20 protein-coding genes and 1 pseudogene are annotated in these 21,362 nt (G+C 73.1%); 15 read left to right on the top strand and 6 right to left on the bottom strand.

What is annotated here, in order from left to right; translation table 11 throughout:
- The 3 genes from ACWEPF_RS27505 to ACWEPF_RS27495 form a co-directional block, all read left to right on the top strand.
- Positions 1–429, top strand: a 429-nt coding sequence (locus ACWEPF_RS27505; protein WP_452174644.1) for a DUF6434 domain-containing protein, incomplete at its 5' end; no start/stop codon positions are given.
- Positions 430–433: 4 nt separating this feature from the next.
- Positions 434–880 (top strand): helix-turn-helix domain-containing protein, encoded by a 447-nt coding sequence (locus ACWEPF_RS27500; protein WP_452174643.1) that lies wholly within the window; start codon positions 434–436, stop codon positions 878–880.
- A gap of 10 nt (positions 881–890) precedes the next feature.
- Positions 891–1,304 (top strand): VOC family protein, encoded by a 414-nt coding sequence (locus ACWEPF_RS27495; protein ID WP_345289719.1) that lies wholly within the window; start codon positions 891–893, stop codon positions 1,302–1,304.
- A 51-nt stretch (positions 1,305–1,355) separates the two neighbouring features.
- Here the strand turns inward: ACWEPF_RS27495 and ACWEPF_RS27490 are convergent, their stop codons facing one another.
- The 3 genes from ACWEPF_RS27490 to ACWEPF_RS27480 all read right to left on the bottom strand — a co-directional run bounded on the left by ACWEPF_RS27490 (position 1,356) and on the right by ACWEPF_RS27480 (position 2,829).
- Positions 1,356–1,769: a PPOX class F420-dependent oxidoreductase gene (locus ACWEPF_RS27490; protein WP_345289720.1), complete on the bottom strand. Its 414-nt coding sequence runs from the start codon at positions 1,767–1,769 to the stop codon at positions 1,356–1,358.
- A 134-nt stretch (positions 1,770–1,903) separates the two neighbouring features.
- Positions 1,904–2,542 (bottom strand): NAD(P)-dependent oxidoreductase, encoded by a 639-nt coding sequence (locus ACWEPF_RS27485; RefSeq protein ID WP_452174648.1) that lies wholly within the window; start codon positions 2,540–2,542, stop codon positions 1,904–1,906.
- A 29-nt stretch (positions 2,543–2,571) separates the two neighbouring features.
- Positions 2,572–2,829 (bottom strand): EamA family transporter, encoded by a 258-nt coding sequence (locus tag ACWEPF_RS27480; RefSeq protein ID WP_452174647.1) that lies wholly within the window; start codon positions 2,827–2,829, stop codon positions 2,572–2,574.
- Positions 2,830–2,863: 34 nt separating this feature from the next.
- Between ACWEPF_RS27480 and ACWEPF_RS27475 the strand changes: the two genes are divergently transcribed.
- Complete coding sequence (locus ACWEPF_RS27475) at positions 2,864–3,349, top strand: hypothetical protein (RefSeq protein WP_452174649.1); 486 nt, start codon at positions 2,864–2,866, stop codon at positions 3,347–3,349.
- 27 nt (positions 3,350–3,376) lie between these two features.
- Here ACWEPF_RS27475 and ACWEPF_RS27470 read toward each other — a convergent pair.
- Positions 3,377–3,478: pseudogene (locus tag ACWEPF_RS27470) on the bottom strand (EamA family transporter); the annotation flags it as partial.
- A 46-nt stretch (positions 3,479–3,524) separates the two neighbouring features.
- On the opposite strand from ACWEPF_RS27470, the gene ACWEPF_RS27465 reads away from it, so the two are divergent.
- Together ACWEPF_RS27465 and ACWEPF_RS27460 are read left to right on the top strand one after the other, a co-directional pair.
- Complete coding sequence (locus ACWEPF_RS27465; protein ID WP_452174642.1) at positions 3,525–4,010, top strand: MarR family winged helix-turn-helix transcriptional regulator; 486 nt, start codon at positions 3,525–3,527, stop codon at positions 4,008–4,010.
- A gap of 136 nt (positions 4,011–4,146) precedes the next feature.
- The gene (locus ACWEPF_RS27460) at positions 4,147–5,394 is read left to right on the top strand and encodes a serine hydrolase domain-containing protein (RefSeq protein ID WP_452174641.1); all 1,248 of its coding nucleotides are present in this window, start codon (positions 4,147–4,149) and stop codon (positions 5,392–5,394) included.
- 49 nt (positions 5,395–5,443) lie between these two features.
- On the opposite strand, the gene ACWEPF_RS27455 is transcribed toward ACWEPF_RS27460, so the two are convergent.
- The gene (locus ACWEPF_RS27455; RefSeq protein ID WP_452174640.1) at positions 5,444–6,637 is read right to left on the bottom strand and encodes a C40 family peptidase; all 1,194 of its coding nucleotides are present in this window, start codon (positions 6,635–6,637) and stop codon (positions 5,444–5,446) included.
- Between the two features lie 301 nt (positions 6,638–6,938).
- On the opposite strand from ACWEPF_RS27455, the gene ACWEPF_RS27450 reads away from it, so the two are divergent.
- Positions 6,939–8,828 (top strand): glycoside hydrolase family 3 protein, encoded by a 1,890-nt coding sequence (locus ACWEPF_RS27450; protein WP_452174639.1) that lies wholly within the window; start codon positions 6,939–6,941, stop codon positions 8,826–8,828.
- A 32-nt stretch (positions 8,829–8,860) separates the two neighbouring features.
- Complete coding sequence (locus ACWEPF_RS27445; protein WP_452174638.1) at positions 8,861–11,044, top strand: RICIN domain-containing protein; 2,184 nt, start codon at positions 8,861–8,863, stop codon at positions 11,042–11,044.
- A 27-nt stretch (positions 11,045–11,071) separates the two neighbouring features.
- On the opposite strand, the gene ACWEPF_RS27440 is transcribed toward ACWEPF_RS27445, so the two are convergent.
- On the bottom strand, positions 11,072–11,794 hold the full coding sequence (locus ACWEPF_RS27440; protein WP_452174637.1) for a hypothetical protein: 723 nt from the start codon (positions 11,792–11,794) through the stop codon (positions 11,072–11,074).
- Positions 11,795–11,995: 201 nt separating this feature from the next.
- On the opposite strand from ACWEPF_RS27440, the gene bioB reads away from it, so the two are divergent.
- From bioB to ACWEPF_RS27405, 7 genes are all read left to right on the top strand, one after another.
- On the top strand, positions 11,996–13,219 hold the full coding sequence (gene bioB / locus ACWEPF_RS27435; protein WP_452174636.1) for a biotin synthase BioB: 1,224 nt from the start codon (positions 11,996–11,998) through the stop codon (positions 13,217–13,219).
- 16 nt (positions 13,220–13,235) lie between these two features.
- Positions 13,236–14,510, top strand: coding sequence for an adenosylmethionine--8-amino-7-oxononanoate transaminase (locus ACWEPF_RS27430; protein ID WP_452174635.1), 1,275 nt, complete (start codon positions 13,236–13,238; stop codon positions 14,508–14,510).
- 22 nt (positions 14,511–14,532) lie between these two features.
- Positions 14,533–15,273, top strand: a complete 741-nt coding sequence (bioD, locus tag ACWEPF_RS27425) for a dethiobiotin synthase (protein WP_452174634.1) — start codon at positions 14,533–14,535, stop codon at positions 15,271–15,273.
- Between the two features lie 21 nt (positions 15,274–15,294).
- On the top strand, positions 15,295–16,611 hold the full coding sequence (locus ACWEPF_RS27420; RefSeq protein WP_452174633.1) for a hypothetical protein: 1,317 nt from the start codon (positions 15,295–15,297) through the stop codon (positions 16,609–16,611).
- An 18-nt stretch (positions 16,612–16,629) separates the two neighbouring features.
- Complete coding sequence (locus tag ACWEPF_RS27415; protein ID WP_452174632.1) at positions 16,630–17,661, top strand: hypothetical protein; 1,032 nt, start codon at positions 16,630–16,632, stop codon at positions 17,659–17,661.
- A gap of 190 nt (positions 17,662–17,851) precedes the next feature.
- Positions 17,852–19,981 carry a hypothetical protein gene (locus ACWEPF_RS27410; protein ID WP_452174631.1) on the top strand — a complete coding sequence of 710 codons (2,130 nt, stop codon included), beginning with the start codon at positions 17,852–17,854 and terminating at the stop codon, positions 19,979–19,981.
- A gap of 226 nt (positions 19,982–20,207) precedes the next feature.
- Entirely contained in the window at positions 20,208–21,356 is a 1,149-nt protein-coding gene (locus ACWEPF_RS27405; RefSeq protein WP_452174630.1) for an alpha/beta hydrolase family protein, read from the top strand.
- Positions 21,357–21,362 lie beyond the last annotated feature (6 nt).

The raw sequence follows: 21,362 nt of genomic DNA, 5'->3' as shown, positions 1-21,362 counted from the left end.
GGCTGGTCGTGCCGGATCGGGGCGAGCACCACCGGCACGCCGTGCGCCAGCGCCTCGCCGGTGGTGTTCAGCCCGCCGTGGCCGACCGTGATCCCGGAGGGGCAGCGGTGCAGTCAGGTGCTGCGGGCGTACTTCGAGCGGGAGATCGGGCCCGGGTTCCACTTCGACGCGGCGATGCGGGCGTTCGTGGCCGAGGGGGCGGGGCGGACCCTCGGGGAGGCGGTACGGCACTGGTACAGGACCCGGGCGGAGATGGCGCGGCCGCAGGAGGTCGGGGAGCAGTTCGAGTTCAACCGGTTCCTGCGGGGGTGGCACGCCGAGCACCCCGCCCGGTCCCGCGCCGAGGCCGTGGCGGCCTGGCAGGCGCACCGTGCCCTCCCCCGCGAGCTGCGGGAACGCGCGGCGGGCGGAGACGCTGTGGGAGGGTGATCCCATGAGCAACCTGGAGGACCTGGCCCGGCTGCGGCGGGCCCGCGACCAGATGGACCGCGACTACGCGCAGCCGCTGGACGTGGCCGCACTGGCCCGCACCGCGCTGATGTCGGAGGGCCACTTCTCCCGGAGCTTCCGGGCCGCCTTCGGGGAGACGCCGTACAGCTACCTGATGACCCGTCGGATCGAGCGGGCCAAGGCGCTGCTGCGGCGCGGGGACCTGAGCGTGACGGAGGTCTGCTTCGAGGTGGGCTGTACCTCGCTCGGTTCGTTCAGCTCGCGCTTCACCGAGCTGGTCGGGGAGAGCCCGAGCGCGTACCGGGCGCGGGAGCACGTGGACGAGTCGGCCATCCCCTCCTACATCGCCAAGATGTACCTGCGGCCGGTCCGTACGCCACCCGCGAAGGCGGTCAGGAATGGAGAAGCAGATCCGCAGGCCCGCCCGTAGCGTGGGGCCCATGAACATCACGCTCTCCCAGACCTTCATCGCCGTCGACGACCACGACGCGGCGATCGCCTTCTACCGGGACGCCCTCGGCTTCGAGGTGCGCAACGACGTCTCCTTCGAGGGGATGCGCTGGGTGACGGTCGGCTCGCCGGCCCAGCCCGACGTGTCGATCGTGCTGGAGCCGCCGCTGGCGGACCCGAACGCCTCGGCGGCCGACCGCGAGACCATGGCCGAGGTGCTGGCCAAGGGCCTGCTGCGCGGCGCGATCTTCGCCACCGACGACGTGGACGCCACCTTCGAGCGGATCCGGGCCACCGGGGCCGAGGTGCTCCAGGAGCCGGTGGACCAGCCGTACGGCGTGCGCGACTGCGCGTTCCGCGACCCGTCGGGCAACGCGCTGCGTTTCAACCAGCCGAAGAAGTAGCCCGGACGAGGCCGGCCGCCCTCCGACACGGGAGGGCGGCCGACGTCGTCGTCAGACCCGGGCGAGCGAGCCGAGCACCCGCTCCGGGGTGATCCGGATCGCCACCCGCTGGACCTCGGGCGGGAGTTCGAGGTACTCGCGGCCGGCGCCCGGCCCCTCGTACAGCTCGGCGACCGTCACCGCCAGGGCCCGGCCCGCGTCCTCGGTGACGGTGGCCCGGCCGCGGAGCTCCACGTAGCGCAGCGGATCGGCCGGGTCGTAGACGATCACGCTGGCCCGCGGGTCGCGCTCGAGGTTGCGGACCTTGCGGAGTCCGGCCGTGGAGGAGATCAGCAGGTCGTCGCCGTCGCGCCCGACCCAGACCACCGAGGTCTGCGGCGCGCCGTCGGGGTTCACGGTGGCGAGCACGGCCACCACCGGGGCGTCCAGGAGTGCCCGGACGGCATCGTTCAAGATCACTGTCATGGCATCGACCCTAGTTCGGGCGGCCGTCAGGGGTCGACCCCCGTCCGTCCCCTGACGGCCCGTCCGTCCCCGCCCCCGACCGCCGACCGGGATCGCGGCCGGGACACAGGAGACCTTCATGGCCGCGGCCGCCGTCAGTAGCCGACGGTGAAGCGGGTGCGGTGGTGCCGCGGCCGCTCCGCCTCGTCGAGCAGGGCGACGGCCACGTCCTCCATGGAGATGGCGGAGTTGCCCTCGGCGTCGACGACCAGCTCGTCCGTGCCGAGGCGGTAGGTGCCGGTGCGCTCGCCGGGCTCCAGGACGGCGGCCGGGCTGAGGTAGGCCCAGTCCACGGTGTCGTCCGCGAGGCAGGCGGCCAGCTGCTCGTTGCAGGCCAGGGCGATCGGCCGCCAGGAGGGCGGGAAGTCGGGGCCGTCGATCACGGTCAGCCCGCCGCCACCGGGCAGCAGCAGACTGCCGGCGCCGCCGAGCAGGAGCAGGCGGGCTCCGCTCTTGGCCAGCCCGGCGAGCAGCGCGCGGGTGACGGCGGCGTGCTCCTCCTCCCGGCCGGGGACGGGGCGGGTGGCGCCGATGACCACGTCCTGACTCTCGGTCAGTTCCGCGATCCGGTCGGGATCGAGGGCGTCGCCGCTGCGGTGGCGGGCCCCGGGGTGCAGGTCGGGGTAGCGCTCGGGCGAGCGGACCACGGCGGTGACCTCGTGGCCGCGGGCGACGGCCTCGGTGACGATCCGGCTGCCGGCCGCTCCGGCGGCTCCGAAGACGGTGATGCGCATGGAAGTGTCCTCCTGGGACGAGGGTGGGTTCAGCGGTCGGCGAGGACGCGGGGCGGCGCCGGGGCCTCGGCGGCGGGCGGCCGGGGGCCGGACCGGGCGGCGAGGACGACGGCGCCCAGTGCCAGGGCGGCGCCGAGGAGTTGGGCGGGCGTCAGGCTCTCGCCGAGCACGATCCAGCCGAGCAGGGCGGCGACCAGCGGGCTGAGCAGGCCGAGGAAGGTCACCTCGTTGGGCGAGAGCACCTTGATGCCGCGGAACCAGAGCACGTACGCGACGGCCGCGCCGATCAGGCCGAGGTAGGCGTAGCCGAGCAGGTTCTGAGTGGTCAGCGAGGGGGGGCGGCGGGCCCTCGACGAACAGGGCCACCGGGACCAACAGCAGGCCGCCGGCGACCAGTTGCCAGCCGGTGGTGGCCAGCAGCGGGGCCGGGGAGGTCCAGCGCTTGCTGAGCACCACGCCGGTGGCCATCACGGCGGCGCCGCCCAGGGCCGCCGCCACGCCGACGGTGTCCAGCTCGGCGTCCGCCCGCAGGACCAGCAGGGCGACGCCGGCGATGCCGACCACGGCGGAGAGCAGGGTGCGCAGGGTGAAGCGCTGGCCGAGCAGAGCGGCGGAGAGGCCGGCCACCAGCAGTGGCTGCACGGAGCCGACGGTGGCGGCGACGCCGCCGGGCAGGCGGTAGGCCGAGACGAACAGCAGGGCCAGGAAGAGGCCGATGTTCAGGGTGCCGAGCACCATCGCCTTCCACCACCAACTGCCCTTCGGCAGCTGCCTGGTGACGGCGACCAGCAGGAGGCCGGCGGGTAACGCGCGGAGCACCGCGGCCAGCAGCGGGCGTCCGGGCGGGAGCAGTTCGGTGGTGACCAGGTAGGTGGAGCCCCAGACGGCGGGGGCCAGGGCGGTGAGCAGGAGCGCTGCGGTCCGATCTCTTAGCACTAAGCAAACATATCTCACCGCTAAGAGATGTCGCTAGACTTTTCCCATGACCGATCACGTGGACCAGGTACTCGCGCAGTGGGCCGCGCAGCGGCCCGACCTCGACGTCTCGCCGATGGCGGTGATCGGCCGCCTCAAGCAGCTCACCGCCCGGGTGGAGGGCGAGCTCAAGCGCACCTTCGCCGCCCACGGCCTGGACACGCCCTCTTTCGACGTGCTCGCCACCCTGCGCCGCAACGGGCCCGAACACCGGCTCACCCCGGCCGAGTTGATGCGCTCCATGATGGTCACCTCCGGCGCCGTCACCCAGCGCCTGGACCGCCTCCAGGAGCGCGGCCTGATCCGCCGCACCCCCAGCCCCACCGACGGCCGGGTCGTCCTGGTCGCCCTCACCGAGGCCGGCCTCACCCTGGTCGACGAGACCCTCCCCGACCACCTCGCCACCGAACAACGCCTGCTCGCCCCCCTCCCCACCGCCGACCGCGACCAGCTCGCCACCCTGCTGAGAACCCTCCTGGAGGGCCTGGACTGACGCCCTCCGCCGCGCCCCCGCCACGCCCTCCGATGGCGCAACGTGCGCCGGTCCGCGCCGGGCCGGGGCTGAATGGACCCCGCACGAGGACGACCACCCCTGCGGCGAACGGGTAGCACGCATGCACATCGAGGCCATGACGAGACCGAAGCCCGACGGACGACGAGGACGGAGGTGGCGTTCGGCGCTGCTGGCGGCCGCGCTGTTCGGGTCGCTGGCCGCCCCTGCGGCCTCCTCCGCCGTGGCGAAGCCGCTGCCCGCGCCCGTGCCCGTGGTCCGCCTGGCGGGCCAGGAGGCCCCCTCGAACGAGCAGTTGACGCAGGACCTGATCGCGCTGATGCAGCGGCTGCGGATCCCCGGGGCGCTGGTGGCGGTCACCACGCCGGAGCGCGGGACCTGGACCACCGCGCTGGGCACCTCGGACCTGACCACCGGCAAGCCGATCGGGACGGCCGACCACCTGCGGGTCGGGAGCATCACCAAGACCTTCACCGGCACGGTGATCCTCCAGCTGGTCCAGGAGGGCCTGCTGGGGCTGGACGACCCGGTGAGTGCCCACCACCCCGGGGTGCCGAACGGCGACTGCATCACGATCCGTCAGCTGCTCAACATGACCAGCGGGCTCTACAACTACTCCGAGGACCCGGGCTTCAACCGGCGCCTGGACCAGGAGCCCGAGGCGGTCTGGACGCCGCAGGAGCTGCTCGACCTGGCCTACTCGCACGACGTGTACTTCCCGCCCGGCCAGGGCTTCCACTACTCCAACACCAACACCGTGATCCTCGGCCTGATCGCCGAGCACCTCACCCACCGGCCGCTCGCCGAGCTGTTCCGGCAGCGGATCTTCCAGCCGGTCGGCATGCCGGGCAGCAGCCTGGAGAACGGCGCCGGGATCCCGGAGCCGAACGCCCGCGGCTACCAGTTCCTCACCAACGTGGAGAGCCTCACCGCCCCGACCCTGACCGGCCAGGACGCCGCCTGGGCGGACTGGTCGGCGGGCAACCCGTACGACGTCACCCGGGTCGACGCCTCCTGGGCCTGGGCCGCCGGCGCGGCCGCCTCCACTCTGGGCGACCTGCAGCGCTGGGCCCCGGCGCTGGCCACCGGCACCCTGCTGTCGCCCGAACTCCAGCACGAGCGGCTGCAGTTCGTGCCGACCTCGGACCGGCCGGGTGCCCCGCGCTACGGACTCGGCATCGCCGAGTTCTTCGGCTTCCTCGGCCACGACGGGCAGATCCCCGGCTACACCAGCTTCATGGGCTACCACCCGGAGCACCGCGCCACCGTCGTGGTGCTGGCCAACCTCAACCAGTCCCCCGACGGCACCGCGCCCGCCAACGAGCTGGCCAAGCTGCTGATCGCGGAACTCTTCCCGCAGAAGTAGGCCGGCCGTCGCGAGGGCCCCGCCACCGCGGGGCCCTCGCGACGTGTCGTCAGCAGTTCGGGATGACGGTGCCGTTGTTGTCCTTGGCCACGTCGTTGCCCCAGCGCGACAGGTAGAACGCCGACACCCACTGACCCCCCGGCCCCACATCCGGATCCGTCTTCAGCCACCAGTGGTTGAAGGACGAGCCCGACGCCACCTCACGCCCCCACGCCTTGCAGAACACGTAGTTGGTGCCCTGGTACAGCGTGCCCGTGGCACTGGTGGAGGTCGGCGAGGCGAAGACCGAAGCGTTCGAGAAGGTGTCCACCCAGTACTTCCCGGTGGCCGGCGGCGCTCCGCCGCCCGCGCAGTCGGGGATGACGGTGCCGTTGTTGTCCTTGGCCACGTCGTTGCCCCAGCGCGACAGGTAGAACGCCGACACCCACTGACCCCCCGGCCCCACGTCCGGATCCGTCTTCAGCCACCAGTGGTTGAAGGACGAGCCCGACGCCACCTCACGCCCCCACGCCTTGCAGAACACGTAGTTGGTGCCCTGGTACAGCGTGCCGGTCTGGGTGGTCGAGGTCGGCGAGCCGTAGACCGGGGCGTTGGCGAAGGTGTCGACCCAGTACTGGCCCGGCGTGGTGGGCGGGTTGGGGCTGCCGCCGCCGGGGCCGTAGAGGCGGATCGCGCCGTAGTAGTCACCGTGCGAGGAGAGCGCGGCGACCTGGACGTAGCCGCCGGAGTACGGGGCCTCCGCGATGTAGCCGTTGCCCAGGTACATCGCGACGTGGTGGATGGTGGAGGGCGAGCCGCCGAAGAACACCAGGTCACCGGGGAGCAGCGGGGCGGTTCCGTCGGAGCGGTAGTAGCGGGCCACCGCCCGCGAGGAGGGCCACTGGGTGTAGGTGGTGCCGTTGATGACGTCGGCGCCGACCGCCAGGTAGTAGGCGTAGCGGACGAAGCCGGAGCAGTCGAGGCCCCGGACGTGGCAGTCGTTCGGCGCGCCGTTGGAGGCGTCGCAGATTCCGTAGCTCGGGCCGGGCTGGCTGCCGTGGCCGCCGCCCCAGGAGTAGGGGGTGCCGATCTGGCCGCAGGCGGCGTTGACGGCGGCGACGGCCTGGGTGGCCGCGCCGGAGGAGAGCACGCCGCAGGCGGGGGCGGCCTGGGCCGGCTGGACGCCGGCGAAGAAGACCGCGAAGGAGGCGAGCACCGAGAGCAGGGCAGCGGTGCGCAGTGGACGAAGGAGCCAGCGTGCCAAGGGCGTTACGCGCGTAGTCACAGGGCCGTCCCGAACTGTCGTGGGGGCTGGGATTGGTGGCGGACATTCAAGCACCGCCGCACGGACGGCGGGTAGCCCCGCGGCACACACTCTTCAACAGTTCATCGAAGGCCGTGGCCACACCCTGGCGGCCCGTCAGCTGACCAGGCATTACTTCACGGTTAAGTTCAAGTCCTGAAAAAAGAGCGCCCCGACCCCTTACCAACGCTTTCGGGACTCTGCTTACATGCTCCTGACATCGCACCTCCGGCACCCCACCCAGGACTGGAGAGACATCCGCATGCACCGGCGCCCCCTGCTCGGCGGAGCCCTGCTCGCCGCCGCCACCATCGCCGCATCCGCCCTCCCCGTCACGGCCTCGGCAGCCGCCGGCCCGGCCTACCGGGACTCCCGGAAACCGGTCGAACGCCGGGTCGAGGACCTGCTGGCCCGGATGACCCTGACCGAGAAGATCGGCCAGATGACCCAGGCCGAGCGCAACGCCGTCGACGGCGACCCGGCGAAGATCACCGCCCTGGCCCTCGGCTCCCTGCTCTCCGGCGGCGGCTCCACCCCCGCCTCCAACACCCCGGCCGCCTGGGCCGACATGGTGGACGGCTACCAACGCCGCGCCCTGGAGACCCGGTTGGGCATCCCGCTGCTCTACGGCGTGGACTCGGTGCACGGCCACGGGAACCTGGTGGGCGCCACCGTCTTCCCGCACAACATCGCACTCGGCGCCACCCGCGACCCCGAACTCGCCCGCAGGGCCGCTCACATCACCGCGATCGAGACCCGCGCCACCGGCCCGCAGTGGGTCTTCGCCCCATGTGTCTGCGTGGCCCGGGACGACCGCTGGGGCCGCACCTACGAGAGCTTCGGCGAGACGCCCGAGCTGGTGAGCTCGATGGAGACCCAGATCGACGGCTTCCAGGGCACCCGCGGCTCCCAACTCGACCGCCCCGACCAGGTGCTGGCCACCGTGAAGCACTACGCCGGCGACGGATCCACCGCCTACGGCTCCTCGGCCGGCAGCTACAAGCTGGACCAGGGCGTCACCGTCACCTCCCGCGAGCGCTTCCGCCGGATCGACCTCGCCCCGTACGTCACGGCGGTGCAGCGGCACCGGGTCGGCTCGATCATGCCCTCCTACTCCAGCGTGGACTGGACCGAGGACGGCGTGGGCAACCCGGTGAAGATGAGCGCCAACCACGAGCTGCTCACCGAGGTGCTCAAGCAGAAGACCGGCTTCGACGGATTCCTGATCAGCGACTGGGACGCGATCAACCAACTCCCGGGCGACTACCCGACGCAGGTGCGCACCGCGGTCAACGCGGGGATGGACATGTTCATGGTCCCGTACAGCGCCGAGAAGTTCGAGCAGGCCCTGCTCACCGAGGTGAACGAGGGCCGGGTGGCGCCGTCCCGGATCGACGACGCCGTCCGCCGGATCCTCCGGGCCAAGTTCGAACTCGGCCTGTTCGAGCACCCGTTCACCGACCGGCGGTACCAGTCCGCCATCGGCTCGCCCGAGCACCGGGCGGTGGCCAGGGAGGCCGTCGCCAAGTCCCAGGTCCTGCTGAAGAACGAGCGCGGCGCGCTCCCGCTCAAGCGCACCGACGCCATCTACGTCGCGGGCGTCAACGCCGACAACCCCGGGAACCAGGCCGGTGGTTGGACCGTCACCTGGCAGGGCGCCCCCGGCGACACCATCCCCGCCACCACCATCCTGGAGGGCATCCGGGAGTACGCCCCCTCCGCCGTGTACAGCGCGGACGCCTCGGCGCCCGTCGGCGGCGCGAAGGTCGGCGTCGTGGTGGTCGGCGAGACGCCGTACGCCGAGGGCATGGGCGACGTCGGCAACAACGGGCACACACTGGAGCTCTCCCCCGCCGACCGGGCGAACGTCGACAAGGTCTGTGCCGCCGTACCCACCTGCGTGGTGCTGGACGTGGCGGGCCGTCCGCAGATCGTCACCGGCCAACTCCCGGCCATGGACGCGTTCGTGATGTCCTGGCTGCCCGGAAGCGAGGGCGGCGGGGTGGCCGACGTGCTGTTCGGCGAGCGCCGCTTCTCCGGGAAGCTCCCGGTCAGCTGGCCGCGCAGCGAGGCCCAGGAGCCGCTGAACGTCGGCGACCCGTCCTACGACCCGCTGTTCCGCTACGGCTTCGGCCTCACCACCGGCCGCTGATCCCGCCCATCGACCCAGGAGCCCCCACCTCCATGAACCAACGACAACGGCGTTACGGCATCAGGCTGTTGACCGCCGCCACGCTGCTCGCCCCCGCCTCCGTGCTGGCTCCCACCGGCGCCGAGGCGGCCACCCCCGCCGGCTGGACCACCGTGGTCAACCGCAACAGCGGCCGCTGCGTGGACGCCGCGGCGGCCGCCACCGCCAACGGCACCGCCGTCCAGCAGTACTCCTGCAACGCCACCACCGCCCAGCAGTGGCAGCTGCTGCCCACCGACGGCGGCCACGTCCGGATCGCCAACGCGAACGACGCCACCAAGGTCTGGGACGTCACCGGCGTGTCCGCCGCCGACGGCGCCAAGGTCCAGCTCTGGACCTGGGGCGGCGGCACCAACCAGCAGTGGCTGCCGGTGGACGAGGGCGGCGGCTCCTACCACTTCGTCAACCGCAACAGCGGCAAGTGCCTGGACGTGCCGTCCGCCTCCACCGCCGATGCGGTGGTGCTCCAGCAGTACACCTGCAACGGCACCACCGCGCAGTCCTTCTCCTTCGGCGCCGGCAGCGACCCGGGCAACCCCGGCAACCCGGACCTCGGCCCGAACGTCGCCGTGTTCGACCCCTCGATGCCCGCCGCCACCGTGCAGGCCAAGCTGAACGCGGTCTTCCAGCAGCAGGAGACCAACCAGTTCGGCACCCAGCGCCAGGCCCTGCTCTTCAAGCCCGGGACGTACAACGTCGACGCCAACGTCGGCTTCTACACCCAGGTGGCCGGCCTCGGCCTCACCCCCGACGCCGTCACCATCAACGGCGGGGTGCACGCCGAGGCCGACTGGTTCCAGGGCAACGCCACCCAGAACTTCTGGCGCTCCGCCGAGGGCCTCTCCGTCAACCCGCCCTCCGGCACCGACCGCTGGGCGGTCTCGCAGGCCGCCCCGTACCGCCGGATGCACGTGCGCGGCAACCTCCAGCTGGACGACGGCGGCTGGTCCAGCGGCGGCCTGCTGGCCGACAGCCTGATCGACGGCCAGGTCCGCTCCGGCTCCCAGCAGCAGTGGCTCTCCCGCAACTCCCAGTGGGGCAGCTGGACGGGCTCCAACTGGAACATGGTCTTCGTCGGCGACGTCAACGCCCCGGCCAACACCTTCCCCAGCCCGCCCTACACCACCGTGGCGCAGACCCCGGTGGTCCGGGAGAAGCCCTTCCTCTACGTGGACGCGGCCGGGGCCTACCGGGTCTTCGTCCCGTCCCTGCGCACCAACTCGGTCGGCACGTCGTGGAGTTCGGGAAGCCAGGCGGGCAGCTCACTGCCGATCGACCAGTTCTTCGTGGTCAGGCCCGGTGCCACCGCGGCCCAGGTCAACGCCGCCCTCGGCCAGGGGAAGAACCTGCTCTTCACCCCCGGCGTCTACCACCTCGACCAGACCCTGAACGTGACCCGGCCCGACACCGTGGTGCTCGGCCTCGGCCTGGCCACCCTGATCCCGGACAACGGCATCACCGCGATGACCGTCGCCGACGTGGACGGGGTGAAGATCGCCGGAGTGCTCTTCGACGCCGGCCCGGTGAACTCCCCCGTGCTGCTCCAGCTCGGCCCGGCCGGCTCCACCGCCCGGCACACCGCGAACCCGGCCTCCCTGCACGACGTGTTCTTCCGGATCGGCGGCGCGGGCGTCGGCCGGGCCACCCAGAGCCTGGTGGTGAACAGCTCCGACGTGATCGGCGACCACACCTGGATCTGGCGCGCCGACCACGGCAGCGGCGTCGGCTGGACGGCCAACACCGCCGCCACCGGACTGACCGTCAACGGCACCGCCGTCACCTTCTACGGCCTCTTCGTCGAGCACTACCAGCAGCACCAGGTGGTCTGGAACGGCAACGGCGGCCGCACCTACTTCTTCCAGAACGAGATGCCCTACGACCCGCCGAACCAGGCCGCCTGGCAGAACGGCGCGACCCGCGGCTACGCCGCCTACAAGGTGGCCGACTCGGTGACCTCGCACGAGGCCTGGGGCCTGGGCAGCTACTGCTACTTCAACGTCAACCCGGGGGTGGTGGCCGAGCACGCGATCGAGGCGCCGAACCGGAGCGGGGTGCGCTTCCACGACATGGTGACCGTCTCGCTCGGCGGCACCGGCACCATCGCCCACGTGGTGAACTCCACCGGCGGCCCGTCCAACTCCGCCACCAACGTCGCCAACCTGGTCAGCTACCCCTGAAGCCCGTGACGCGGCCTCAGGGCCGGGTCAGAGCCAGATGAAGGGCGCCCGGGCCGTGTACCCCACGGCCCGGGTGGCCTCGTCCAGGGCGGCGGGCGCCGCGGTGGAGGCCGGGTCGGCGAAGCGCGAGGAGGTGACGGTCAGGTAGTGACCGACCGCGTCCACCTGGACGCTGGTCTGCTGCTGCGCGCCCGGCAGGGGGGCCGGCGAGCCGGACGGCGTCGGCAGGACGCCCGGATCCGGCGGCACGAAGGCGATCGCCTCGGCGTTGGGGACCAGCGCCTTCTCGGCCTGCTGCGCCGACGCCTCGTCGGGGAAGCGCAGCACCGTCACGCTGCTCAGCACCTGGTTGCCGTCCTGGGTGTAGCTGACCGAGACGTAGGAGAGGCAGTTGGTGTCCTTGAGCACGTCCCGGCCCTTGTCGGCCAGCACCTCGGCGCAGGCCTGGCCCTGGCGGGCCGCCGTGCGGCGGGCCTTGAAGCCGCCGTTGTCGACCGCCCGGCCGACGGGGAAGTAGCGCTCGACGGTGAAGAACTGCTCCTCCGTCAGCGGCTGGGTCGGCGGACCGGCGTCGGCCGGCACCGCACTGAGGCCCTCCTTGGTGGTCCGTCCGGCGCCCGGGAGCCAGTCGCCCGACTCGGCCACCACCACGCCCACGGCGACGGCCACACCGCCGACGGTGCACAGGGCGATGATCCGGCGGCGACGGCCCCGGACCCGGCGGCTCTGGCGCTCCCCCTGCGTGGTCATGGCGCAGATTCTAAGCGGATGATCCGACCACGTCCGCACCCGGGTCGCCCGCCACGCCGCGCCCGGCCGCCCGGTGGCGCGGAGCGGATCGCCCGATGATCGCCGGATGGCGGAACTGTGACAACTCGCACACCTCCGAGGCCCTGTTCTTGGTGGGTTCCCTCTGGCGCGGGGCGACGTCGCCCGGGCAGGATCAAGGCCATGGATCTGCTCGACACCCTCACCGCCAAGGGCCTGCGCCGGGAACTCCCCACCCGGGAGGAGGCACTGGCCGTACTCGCCACCACCGACGACGAGTTGCTGGACGTGGTCGCGGCCGCCGGGCGGGTGCGCCGTCAGTGGTTCGGCCGGCGGGTCAAGCTCAACTACCTGGTGAACCTCAAGAGCGGCCTCTGCCCCGAGGACTGCAACTACTGCTCCCAGCGGCTCGGCTCCAAGGCGGAGATCCTCAAGTACACCTGGCTCAAGCCCGAGCAGGCGGCCGAGGCGGCCGCCGCCGGTCTGGCCGGCGGTGCCAAGCGGGTCTGCCTGGTCGCCAGCGGCCGCGGCCCGACGGACCGCGACATCGACCGGGTCGCCGACACCATCGCCGCCATCAAGGACTCCAACGAGGCCGTCGAGGTCTGCGCCTGCCTGGGCCTGCTCTCCGACAACCAGGCCGAGCGGCTGAAGGCGGCCGGGGCCGACGCCTACAACCACAACCTCAACACCTCCGAGGCCACCTACGGGGACATCACCACCACCCACACCTACGCGGACCGGGTGGACACCGTCCAGAAGGCGCACGGCGCCGGCCTCTCCGCCTGCTCCGGCCTGATCGCCGGCATGGGCGAGAGCGACGAGGACCTGGTCGACGTGGTCTACGCGCTGCGCGAGATCGGCTCCGACTCGGTGCCGGTCAACTTCCTGATCCCCTTCGAGGGCACCCCGCTGGCCAAGGAGTGGAACCTCACCCCGCAGCGCTGCCTGCGCATCCTCGCCATGGTCCGCTTCGTCTGCCCCGACGTCGAGGTCCGGATCGCCGGCGGCCGCGAGGTGCACCTGCGCTCGATGCAGCCGCTCGGCCTGCACATCGCCAACTCCATCTTCCTCGGCGACTACCTCACCAGCGAGGGCCAGGCCGGCCAGGCCGACCTCGACATGATCGCCGACGCGGGCTTCGTGGTGGAGGGCGCGGGCGAGGCCACCCTGCCGCGGCACCGCTCCGAGGCCGCGGCCGGCGGCGGCTGCGGCTCGGTCTGCTCGACCGACTCCGCCGACGACGCGCAGGAGGCCCACGGCTGCGGCACCGGCGGAGGCTGCGGCCCGTGCGGCGGTCACGCCGCCCCCGTGCCCGCCCAGAGCACCCCGAACGACGAGCCCCAGCCCGACCTGGTCCGGGTCCGCCGCCGCGGCGCCGGCACCGAACTGGCGCCCAACGCCTAGGAACTGACGCTCTCCCATGCACAACCTCCTCGACCTCGACCGCGCCCACGTCTGGCACCCGTACGGCCCGATGCCCGGCACCTCCACCCCCTACGTGGTGGAGTCCGCCTCCGGTGTCCGGCTCCGGATGGCGGAGCCGGTGGCCGGGCACCACGAGCTGATCGACGGCATGTCCTCCTGGTGGGCGGCCGTCCACGGCTACCGGCACCCGGTGCTGGACGCCGCGGTGACCGACCAGCTCGGCCGGATGAGCCACGTGATGTTCGGCGGGCTCACCCACGAGCCGGCCGTCCGGCTGGCCTCCCGGCTGGTGGAGATCACCCCGGAGCCGCTGCGGCACGTGTTCCTCTCGGACTCGGGCTCGGTCGCGGTCGAGGTCGCGATGAAGATGTGCCTGCAGTACTGGCGCTCGATCGGCCGCCCCGCCAAGCAGCGCCTGCTGACCTGGCGCGGCGGGTACCACGGCGACACCTTCCACCCCATGTCTGTCTGCGACCCCGAGGGCGGGATGCACAGCCTCTGGGGAGGGGTGCTGCCGGGTCAGGTCTTCGTCCCGGAGCCGCCGGTGGAGTTCGAGCAGGCGTACGCGGACAAGCTGGAGCAGGCGGTCGCCGAGCACGCCGACACGCTCGCCGCGGTGATCGTCGAGCCGGTGGTGCAGGGCGCGGGCGGCATGCGCTTCCACTCCCCGGAGTACCTGCGGGTGCTGCGCGAGGTCTGCGACCGCCACGACGTGCTGCTGGTCTTCGACGAGATCGCCACCGGCTTCGGCCGCACCGGCGAGCTCTTCGCCGCCGACCACGCGGGCGTCTCCCCCGACGTGCTCTGCCTCGGCAAGGCCCTGACGGGCGGTTACCTCTCGATGGCCGCCACCCTGTGCACCTCCCGGATCGCCGACGGGATCAGCCGGGGCGAGGTCCCCGTGCTCGCCCACGGCCCGACCTTCATGGGCAACCCGCTGGCCGCCGCCGTCGCCAACGCCTCGATCGAGCTGCTGCTCTCCCAGGACTGGCGCACCGAGGTCAAGCGGATCGGGACCGGCCTGCGGGACGGACTCGCCGAGGCCACCGCCGTCCCGGGCGTCAAGGACGTCCGGGTGCTCGGCGCGATCGGCGTCGTCCAGCTCGACCACCCCGTCGACATGCGGGCGGCCACCGAGGCCGCCGCCCGCGAGGGCGTCTGGCTGCGGCCGTTCCGCGACCTCGTCTACACCATGCCGCCGTACGTCACCTCCGACGCCGACCTGGCGCGGATCACGGCCGCCGTGACCGCCGCCGCTGCCGCCGGCTGACTCCCCCTTCGTTGAGGCTCCTGTGAACACCCGTCAGACCCGCCGCCCCGGCACCGTCCTGTTCGTCACCGGCACCGGCACCGAGGTCGGCAAGACCGCCGTCACCGCGGCCGTGGCCGCGCTCGCCCCCTCGGTGGCAGTGCTGAAGCCCGGTCAGACCGGCGTCCTCCCCGGCGAGCCGGGCGACGTGGCGGAGATCGGCCGACTGGCCGGCCCGCACGTCACCCTGAGCGAACTCGTCCGCTACCCCGAGCCCTTGGCCCCCGAGACCGCCGCCCGGCGGTCCGGACTGCCGGCGCTGACGGCCGCCGAGGCCGCCGCCGAGGCCGCTTCGCTGGCCGCCGACCACGACCTGGTCCTGGTCGAGGGCGCGGGCGGCCTGCTGGTCCGCTACAACCCGGCCGGGGAGACCCTCGCCGACATGGCACTGGCCACCGCGGCGCTCGGCCTGGAGGTCCAGGTCCTGCTGGTCGCCACCGCCGGCCTGGGAACCCTCAACACCACCACCCTCACCGCCGAGGCGCTGCGCGCCCGTGGCCTGGCCACCCTCGGCGTGGTCATCGGCAGCTGGCCCGCCGCCCCCGACCTCGCCATGCGCTGCAACCTCGCCGACCTCCCCACCGCCGCCGGAGCCCCCCTCCTCGGCGCCCTCCCGCACGGCGCCCCGGACTCACCCACCTTCGCCGCCCTCGCCGAGTCCGCCCTCGCACCCGCCCTCGGCGGCCTCTGGGACGCCGGGAAATTCGCTGCCGATCACGCCTGAGGCCGTGTTCTACTCGCCCCCGTGAACGATCCACGGGGGACCACCGCCGCGCCCGCCTGCGGCCATCACCTGACGTCGGCACCGGTCCCGGTCTGCGAGCACCTGCTCACCACGACCGAACCGCTCTACCAGTACGTGCACTTCACCGGCGACGGCACCGACCAGGCCCGGGTCTGCCAGGACTGCGTCCCGCCGACCGACGTCGGCCCGATGGTCCGGGTGACCCCGCTCTGCGCCCCCTGCGCCGACGCCGTCACCCGCGGCCTGCTCGGCACCCGCGGCCACCCGGGCCCGGTGGAACGCCCGCGCCCGACCGACCCGACCGTGGTGCGCTCGCCGCTGCCCGCCGCGCTCGGCCCGGTCACCGACCTGGCTCCCGGCGGCGCGGCCGGCGGCTGGCTGCTCCTCCTCGCCGACGGCACCCTCGTCCGCTGGCACCCCGGGGACGAACACTGGCAGGAGCTCGCCCGCACCACGGTCGCCCTGCCGCCGGACGCACGGACGTGGGGCGAGATGCTCCCCGCCCTGCGACTGCACGCCGACGCGGACGGCCGGTACGCCGCCGTGGTCCAGGACCACGTGGACGGGGAGTCCCTCGGCCAGGTCCTCGACCTCACCACCGGCGCCGTCACCATGGCCCTGTCCGGCGGCACCCACAAGACCTACACCGTCCCCTTCTCCCTCGCCTTCACCGAGCACGAGGGCCGCACCCTGCTCGTCCACCGCACCGAATGGAACCGCCTCGACGTCTCCGACCCCGCCGACGGCACCCTCCTGACGGACCGTGAACTCGACGAGGACCGCGCCCTCGACTACTTCCACGGCGCCCTGCACATCAGCCCCGACGGCCGCCGGATCGCCGACGACGGCTGGATCTGGCAGCCCGTCGGCGCCCCGTCCCTCTGGAGCCTTCACCACTGGCTGACCGAGAACCCCTACGAGAGCGAGGACGGCCCCAGCCTGCGCGACCCCCTCCAACCCGACTACCTCTGGAACCGTCCGATGGTCTGGCTCGACGGCGAGCGCCTCGCCCTCGGCGGCCTCGGCGACGACAGCGCCTGGCTCCGCCCCGGTGCACTGGTCCTCCACGTCGACGACCTCACCGGCGCCCTCAACACCCCCCTCCGCCTCACCGCCTTCGCGGGCCCCGACGGCCCCTTCTTCGCGGTAGACGGCCTCCTGTACGCGGCCACCCCCGAAGGCCTCACCGTCTGGGACCCCACCGACGGCGCCCGCCTCGCCACCGTCCCCGGCTTCCACCCCACCCACCACCACCGCCCCGCAGGCGAGTTGGCCGCCCTCGTCGACGGCGCCCTGCACCGCTGGACGATCAACTGACGCTGCGGAGGTCCGACCATGCGTGCGCACCGCCCCACCGTCTCACCGCTGCCCGCCTCCGTCGGCCCGCTCGCGAGTCTCGCCCCGGGCGGCGCGGCCGGGGTCTGGTTCTTCCTCCGCGAGGACGGGGTCATCGGCCGCTGGCGCTGCGGTGACGACCACTGGCAGAAGCTCGCCCGCACCCCGCTCGACGTGCCGCCCGGCAGCGAACCGTGGACCGACCGGACACCCGCGCGGCGCCTGCACGTCAGCGCCGACGGGCGGTTCGCCGCCGTGGTGATCGACTACAAGCGCTACGGCCGGGTCCTCGACCTCAGCACGGGCGCCGTCACCATGCGGCTCGACGGCGGTGACGACGACTGCGAGACGGTCCCGTTCTCCCTCGCCTTCACCGAGCACCAGGGCCGCACCCTGCTCGTCCACCGCACCGACTGGAACCGCCTCGACGTCTCCGACCCCGCCGACGGCACCTTGCTGACCGGCCGTTCGCAGCCCCCGTACACCTCCGACCGGTACCTGGACTACTTCCACGGCGCGCTCCATCTCAGCCCCGACGGCCGCCGGATCGCCGACGACGGCTGGATCTGGCAGCCCGTCGGCGCCCCGCTGGTCTGGAGCCTCCACCGCTGGCTCACCGAGGACCCGTACGAGGCCGACGCCGGGGCCACCCTCTTCGTCGCCGACTACGCGGACCGCTGGGACGTCCCCATGGTCTGGCTCGACGACGACCGTCTGGCGATCGGCAGTACCGAGCTCCTCGGCGACGAGCCGCGTCCGGGAGCCCGCGTCGTCCACGCGGACGGGTTCACCGGCTCGCTCCCCTGGCGCACCGCGACCGACTTCTCTTTCTTCCCCGGCCCCGAGGGTCGCTTCTTCGCCGCTGACGGCCTGCTGTACGCCGCCGCATCCGAAGGCCTCACCACCTGGGACCCCGGCACCGGTGCCCGCCTCGCCACCGTCCCCGGCTTCCGCCCCACCCACCACCACCGCCCCGCAGGCGAGTTGGCCGCCCTGGTCGACGGCGCACTGCACCGCTGGACGATCGCCTGACACCGGCGCGATCTCCTCGCCCCCGACCGTGACTCATGATCGACAGCGTCGTTGATCTTCTTCGGGGGCAGGGGAAGACCCGGATCCGAATCCATCACCGCAGCGGCACACCGCCGCGACCGCGGCATGCCCCCTTCTGCCAGGAATCCGTCACACGCGGGCCGTTGGGCCCCAGGGGGTTGTCATCGTCATGCTTCCCGCACTCCACTCCACGAGTCCGCCGCGGACCGTGCCCGACCGCGAGCACGCGCTCCGGCTCCTCGACGCGATGGTCCGGCGGGCCGGTGCCCGGCCGGACCTCGCCGACCCGGCGGACGCCGCGGCCCTCAGCCTCGCCACCGTCGAGCGGGCCTTCGGTCTGTACGAGGGCCGGATCACGCCCGATCTGCCGGCCGACCGGGCCTTCGTGGTGCCCAGCCTGATCAGCCGTCACGACCCCACCCGGGGCCCCGAGATCCACCACCTGCTGCCGCTGCTCGACGCCCGGTACGGCGTCACCCCGAGCTGGAGCCAGCACCTCCTGGCGGCCCTGCCGCCCCTGGCGCTGGCCGACTACGGAGCACACGCCGGACGCCGCGGGGTCGTGCTGCAGGCCCCGGTCACCGCGGACCTGGTCACGGACCTGACCCCCGAGGCGTCAGCGGAGCGGATCTCGGGCATCGTCCGAGACACGATCGGCTTCGCACGGAAACGATTCGGCGTGCAGGTGGTGGGCCTCGGCGCCACCCTCCCGGCACTGACCCGCTTCGGGCACGACGCGGTCCCCCGGGGCATCGGCGCTGCCGCCCCCGGCAGGAACGTTCCGGCCGTCACGACCGGGCACGGCGCCACCGTCCACCTGATCCGGTCCCTGACGCTCGACGTCCTGGACTCCGTCGCCAGCGGTAGCGGCCCGCTGCGGATCGGGGTGATCGGTGCGGCCGGCCCGATCGGCAGCTCCGTCCTGACCACCCTGCTCGCCGCCTTACCCGACGCGGCCTTCCTCGCCTGTGACCGGCCCGCCCGGCTGGGCCGGGTCGACCGGGTGGTCCGGGCGGCGGGCGGCGAGGCCCGCACCCGCGTCACGGCCGACGCCGGAGAGGTCCTGCGCGCCTGCCGGGTGACCGTCAGCGCCGTCACCGAACGGCTCGACCCGGACGAGCTCCTGTCCGGTGAGGACCTGGCCGGGCACGTCCTCATCGACGGCTATCGGCCCGGCTGCGTGGACCGCGAGCAGTGGCACAAACGCGGCGCCCGGGTGCTGTGGCCGATCGGCACCGGTGCCCCCGCGCCGGGACCGCTCCACCGGCGCGGGGACCACCGCTACGGACCGGGCACCGGGCTGCTCAACTCCCATGACCTGTGGGCCTGCGAGGCCGAGGCGGCGGTGCTGGCGCTGAGCGGGGAGCACGGGGCCGCCCTGACCGGACCGGTCACGCCCGAGGCGGCCGCCCGGATCGGCCGGCTCTGCGACCAGGCCGGCGTGCGCGCAGCGGAACCTCAGTCGCACGCCCTGCCCACCCCGCTCGCCCTCGCCCCCGCCCGCCTCGTCCTGCCCCGCCCCGCGCGGGAGCGGACCGCGCCGCGGTCCTCGCTCCTCCTCCGACCCCGGCCCTCGGGCCAGGAGGGCCTAGAGCGGATGACCACCCTGCCGGCCATCGCCACCCTCGGAACCGACCAGCACCTGGACGGCGGCCAGTGGATCGCGAAGCTCGGCGAGGACCGCGTCTTCATGATGGGCGACAACCCGACACTGCCCGTGATGCCAGACCGGCCCACGCTCGCCGACTTCTTCCGCCTGCGGCTCGCGCAGGACCGCTTCACCGCCCTGCACCTGATCCACAGCGCCCGCCGCGCCCGCGACCTGGACCTGGGCGACACGGTCGTCACCGCCTGCCTGCTGCACGACATCGCCGTCGGCGGTCTGCTGCGCAGTCACCACGGTCACTGGGGAGCCCAGTTGGTCGCCCCCTACGTCAGCGAGGAGGTCGCCTGGGCGATCCGCCAGCACGAGATCCTCCGCTTCTTCCCCGACCCCGCCGTGGGCTACGACTACCCGGACGCCTACAACGCCTTCTTCGGCCCCGACTACCGCCCGCCCGGGCACGTGCACCGCGCCTACCGGGACGTGCGCGCCCACCGGTGGTACATGACGGCCCGTCTGATCACGCTCAACGACGTCTACACCTTCGACTTCGACCCGGCCGAGGAGATCGACATCAGCGAGTTCGAGGACACCCTGGGCCGGTGCTTCCGGCAGCCGCGCGAAGGCCTGGGCTTCGACGGCTCACCGGTGGCCCACATGTGGCGGACCATGATCTGGCCCAACAACTTCCTCTGACCGGCGCCCCTGACGCCGGCCCGCGCGGAGGACGGGGATCCTCCGAGCCGATGATCCCCGTCCTCCGGTCGGCCGACGATCCGTCAGGCGACCGACCGCTACCGCCGGAGGACTTCCCGGTGCGGTGGTCAGACCGTGGGTGGAGGTGGGGCATCCTCCGGGCGGAGGAGCGTGATCCTCCGGCGAGCTGACGATCCGTCAGGGGCCGGGACCTAGGTTCGGAGACATGAACCGACGCCTCACCGCCGCCGCCACCCTGCTCCTCGCCCTGGCGCTCCCGCTGCCGCTGGCCGCCACCGCTTCGGCCGCGCCCGCACCCGCCGCCACGGCCACCAAGCCCTCCCGGACACAGCTCGAACTTCCCCGCCCCACGGGCCCGTTGGGCGTCGGCCAGGAGGTGCTGCACCTGGTGGACCGCAGCCGGGTGGACCAGTGGGCGAAGTCCGGCCCGCGCGAGCTGATGGTGACCATGTACTACCCGGCCCACCGGGGCACCGGCCGCCCGGCCCCGTACCTGCGGGTGGACGAGGCCCGCCGGCTGCTGGGGGCGGAGCTCAAGGACGCCGTCGACCCGGCCGTGGTGGCGGCCACCCGGACCACGGCCCGCACCGACGCCCGGCCGCTGGGCGGGACGTACCCGTTGGTGGTGCTCTCCCCCGGCTTCGGCGTGCACCGGGCCACCCTGAGCTCGCTCGCCGAGGACCTCACCTCGCGCGGTTACCTGGTCGCCCTGGTGGACCACGCGTACGAGAGCGCGGGCACCGCCTTCCCGGGCGGGCGGCTGCCGACCTGCCTGGCCTGTGAGCAGGCCGAGGGCGTGGGCTACGACAAGGTGACCGACGGCCGGGCGAAGGACGTCTCCTTCCTGCTCGACCGGCTGACCGGCCGTCACCCCGCCTGGCGCCTCGCGGGCATGATCGACCGCAAGCGGATCGCGATGGCCGGGCACTCGATCGGCGGCGCCTCGGCCGCCTCCGCGATGGCGGCCGACCCCCGGATCAAGGCCGGGGTCGACATGGACGGCTCGCTGATGACCCCGCCCGCCACCGACGGCCGCCCGTTCCTGCTGCTGGGCGCGGCCGAGACCACGCCGGGCCACGAGCCCAGCTGGGACGTCAACTGGAGCCGGTTCGGCGGCTGGAAGCGCTGGATCACCTTCACCGGCTCGGACCACTTCACCTTCACCGACTACCCGGCCATCGTCGACCAGATCGACCCGCCCGCCCCCGGCTCGGAGTTGACCGGCGCCCGCTCGGTGGAGCTGACCAGGCGCTACGTCGGCGCCTTCCTCGACCTCCACCTGAAGGGCCGCCCGCAGCCGGTGCTCGACGGCCCCCGCCCGGACGCCCCGGAGGTGCTCTTCCACACCCCCTGAGCGCCC

This window comes from Kitasatospora sp. NPDC004289 (genome assembly GCF_053602875.1).
Note: the sequence above shows the minus strand (reverse complement) of the source record. Positions and strands in the feature narration are given on the sequence as shown.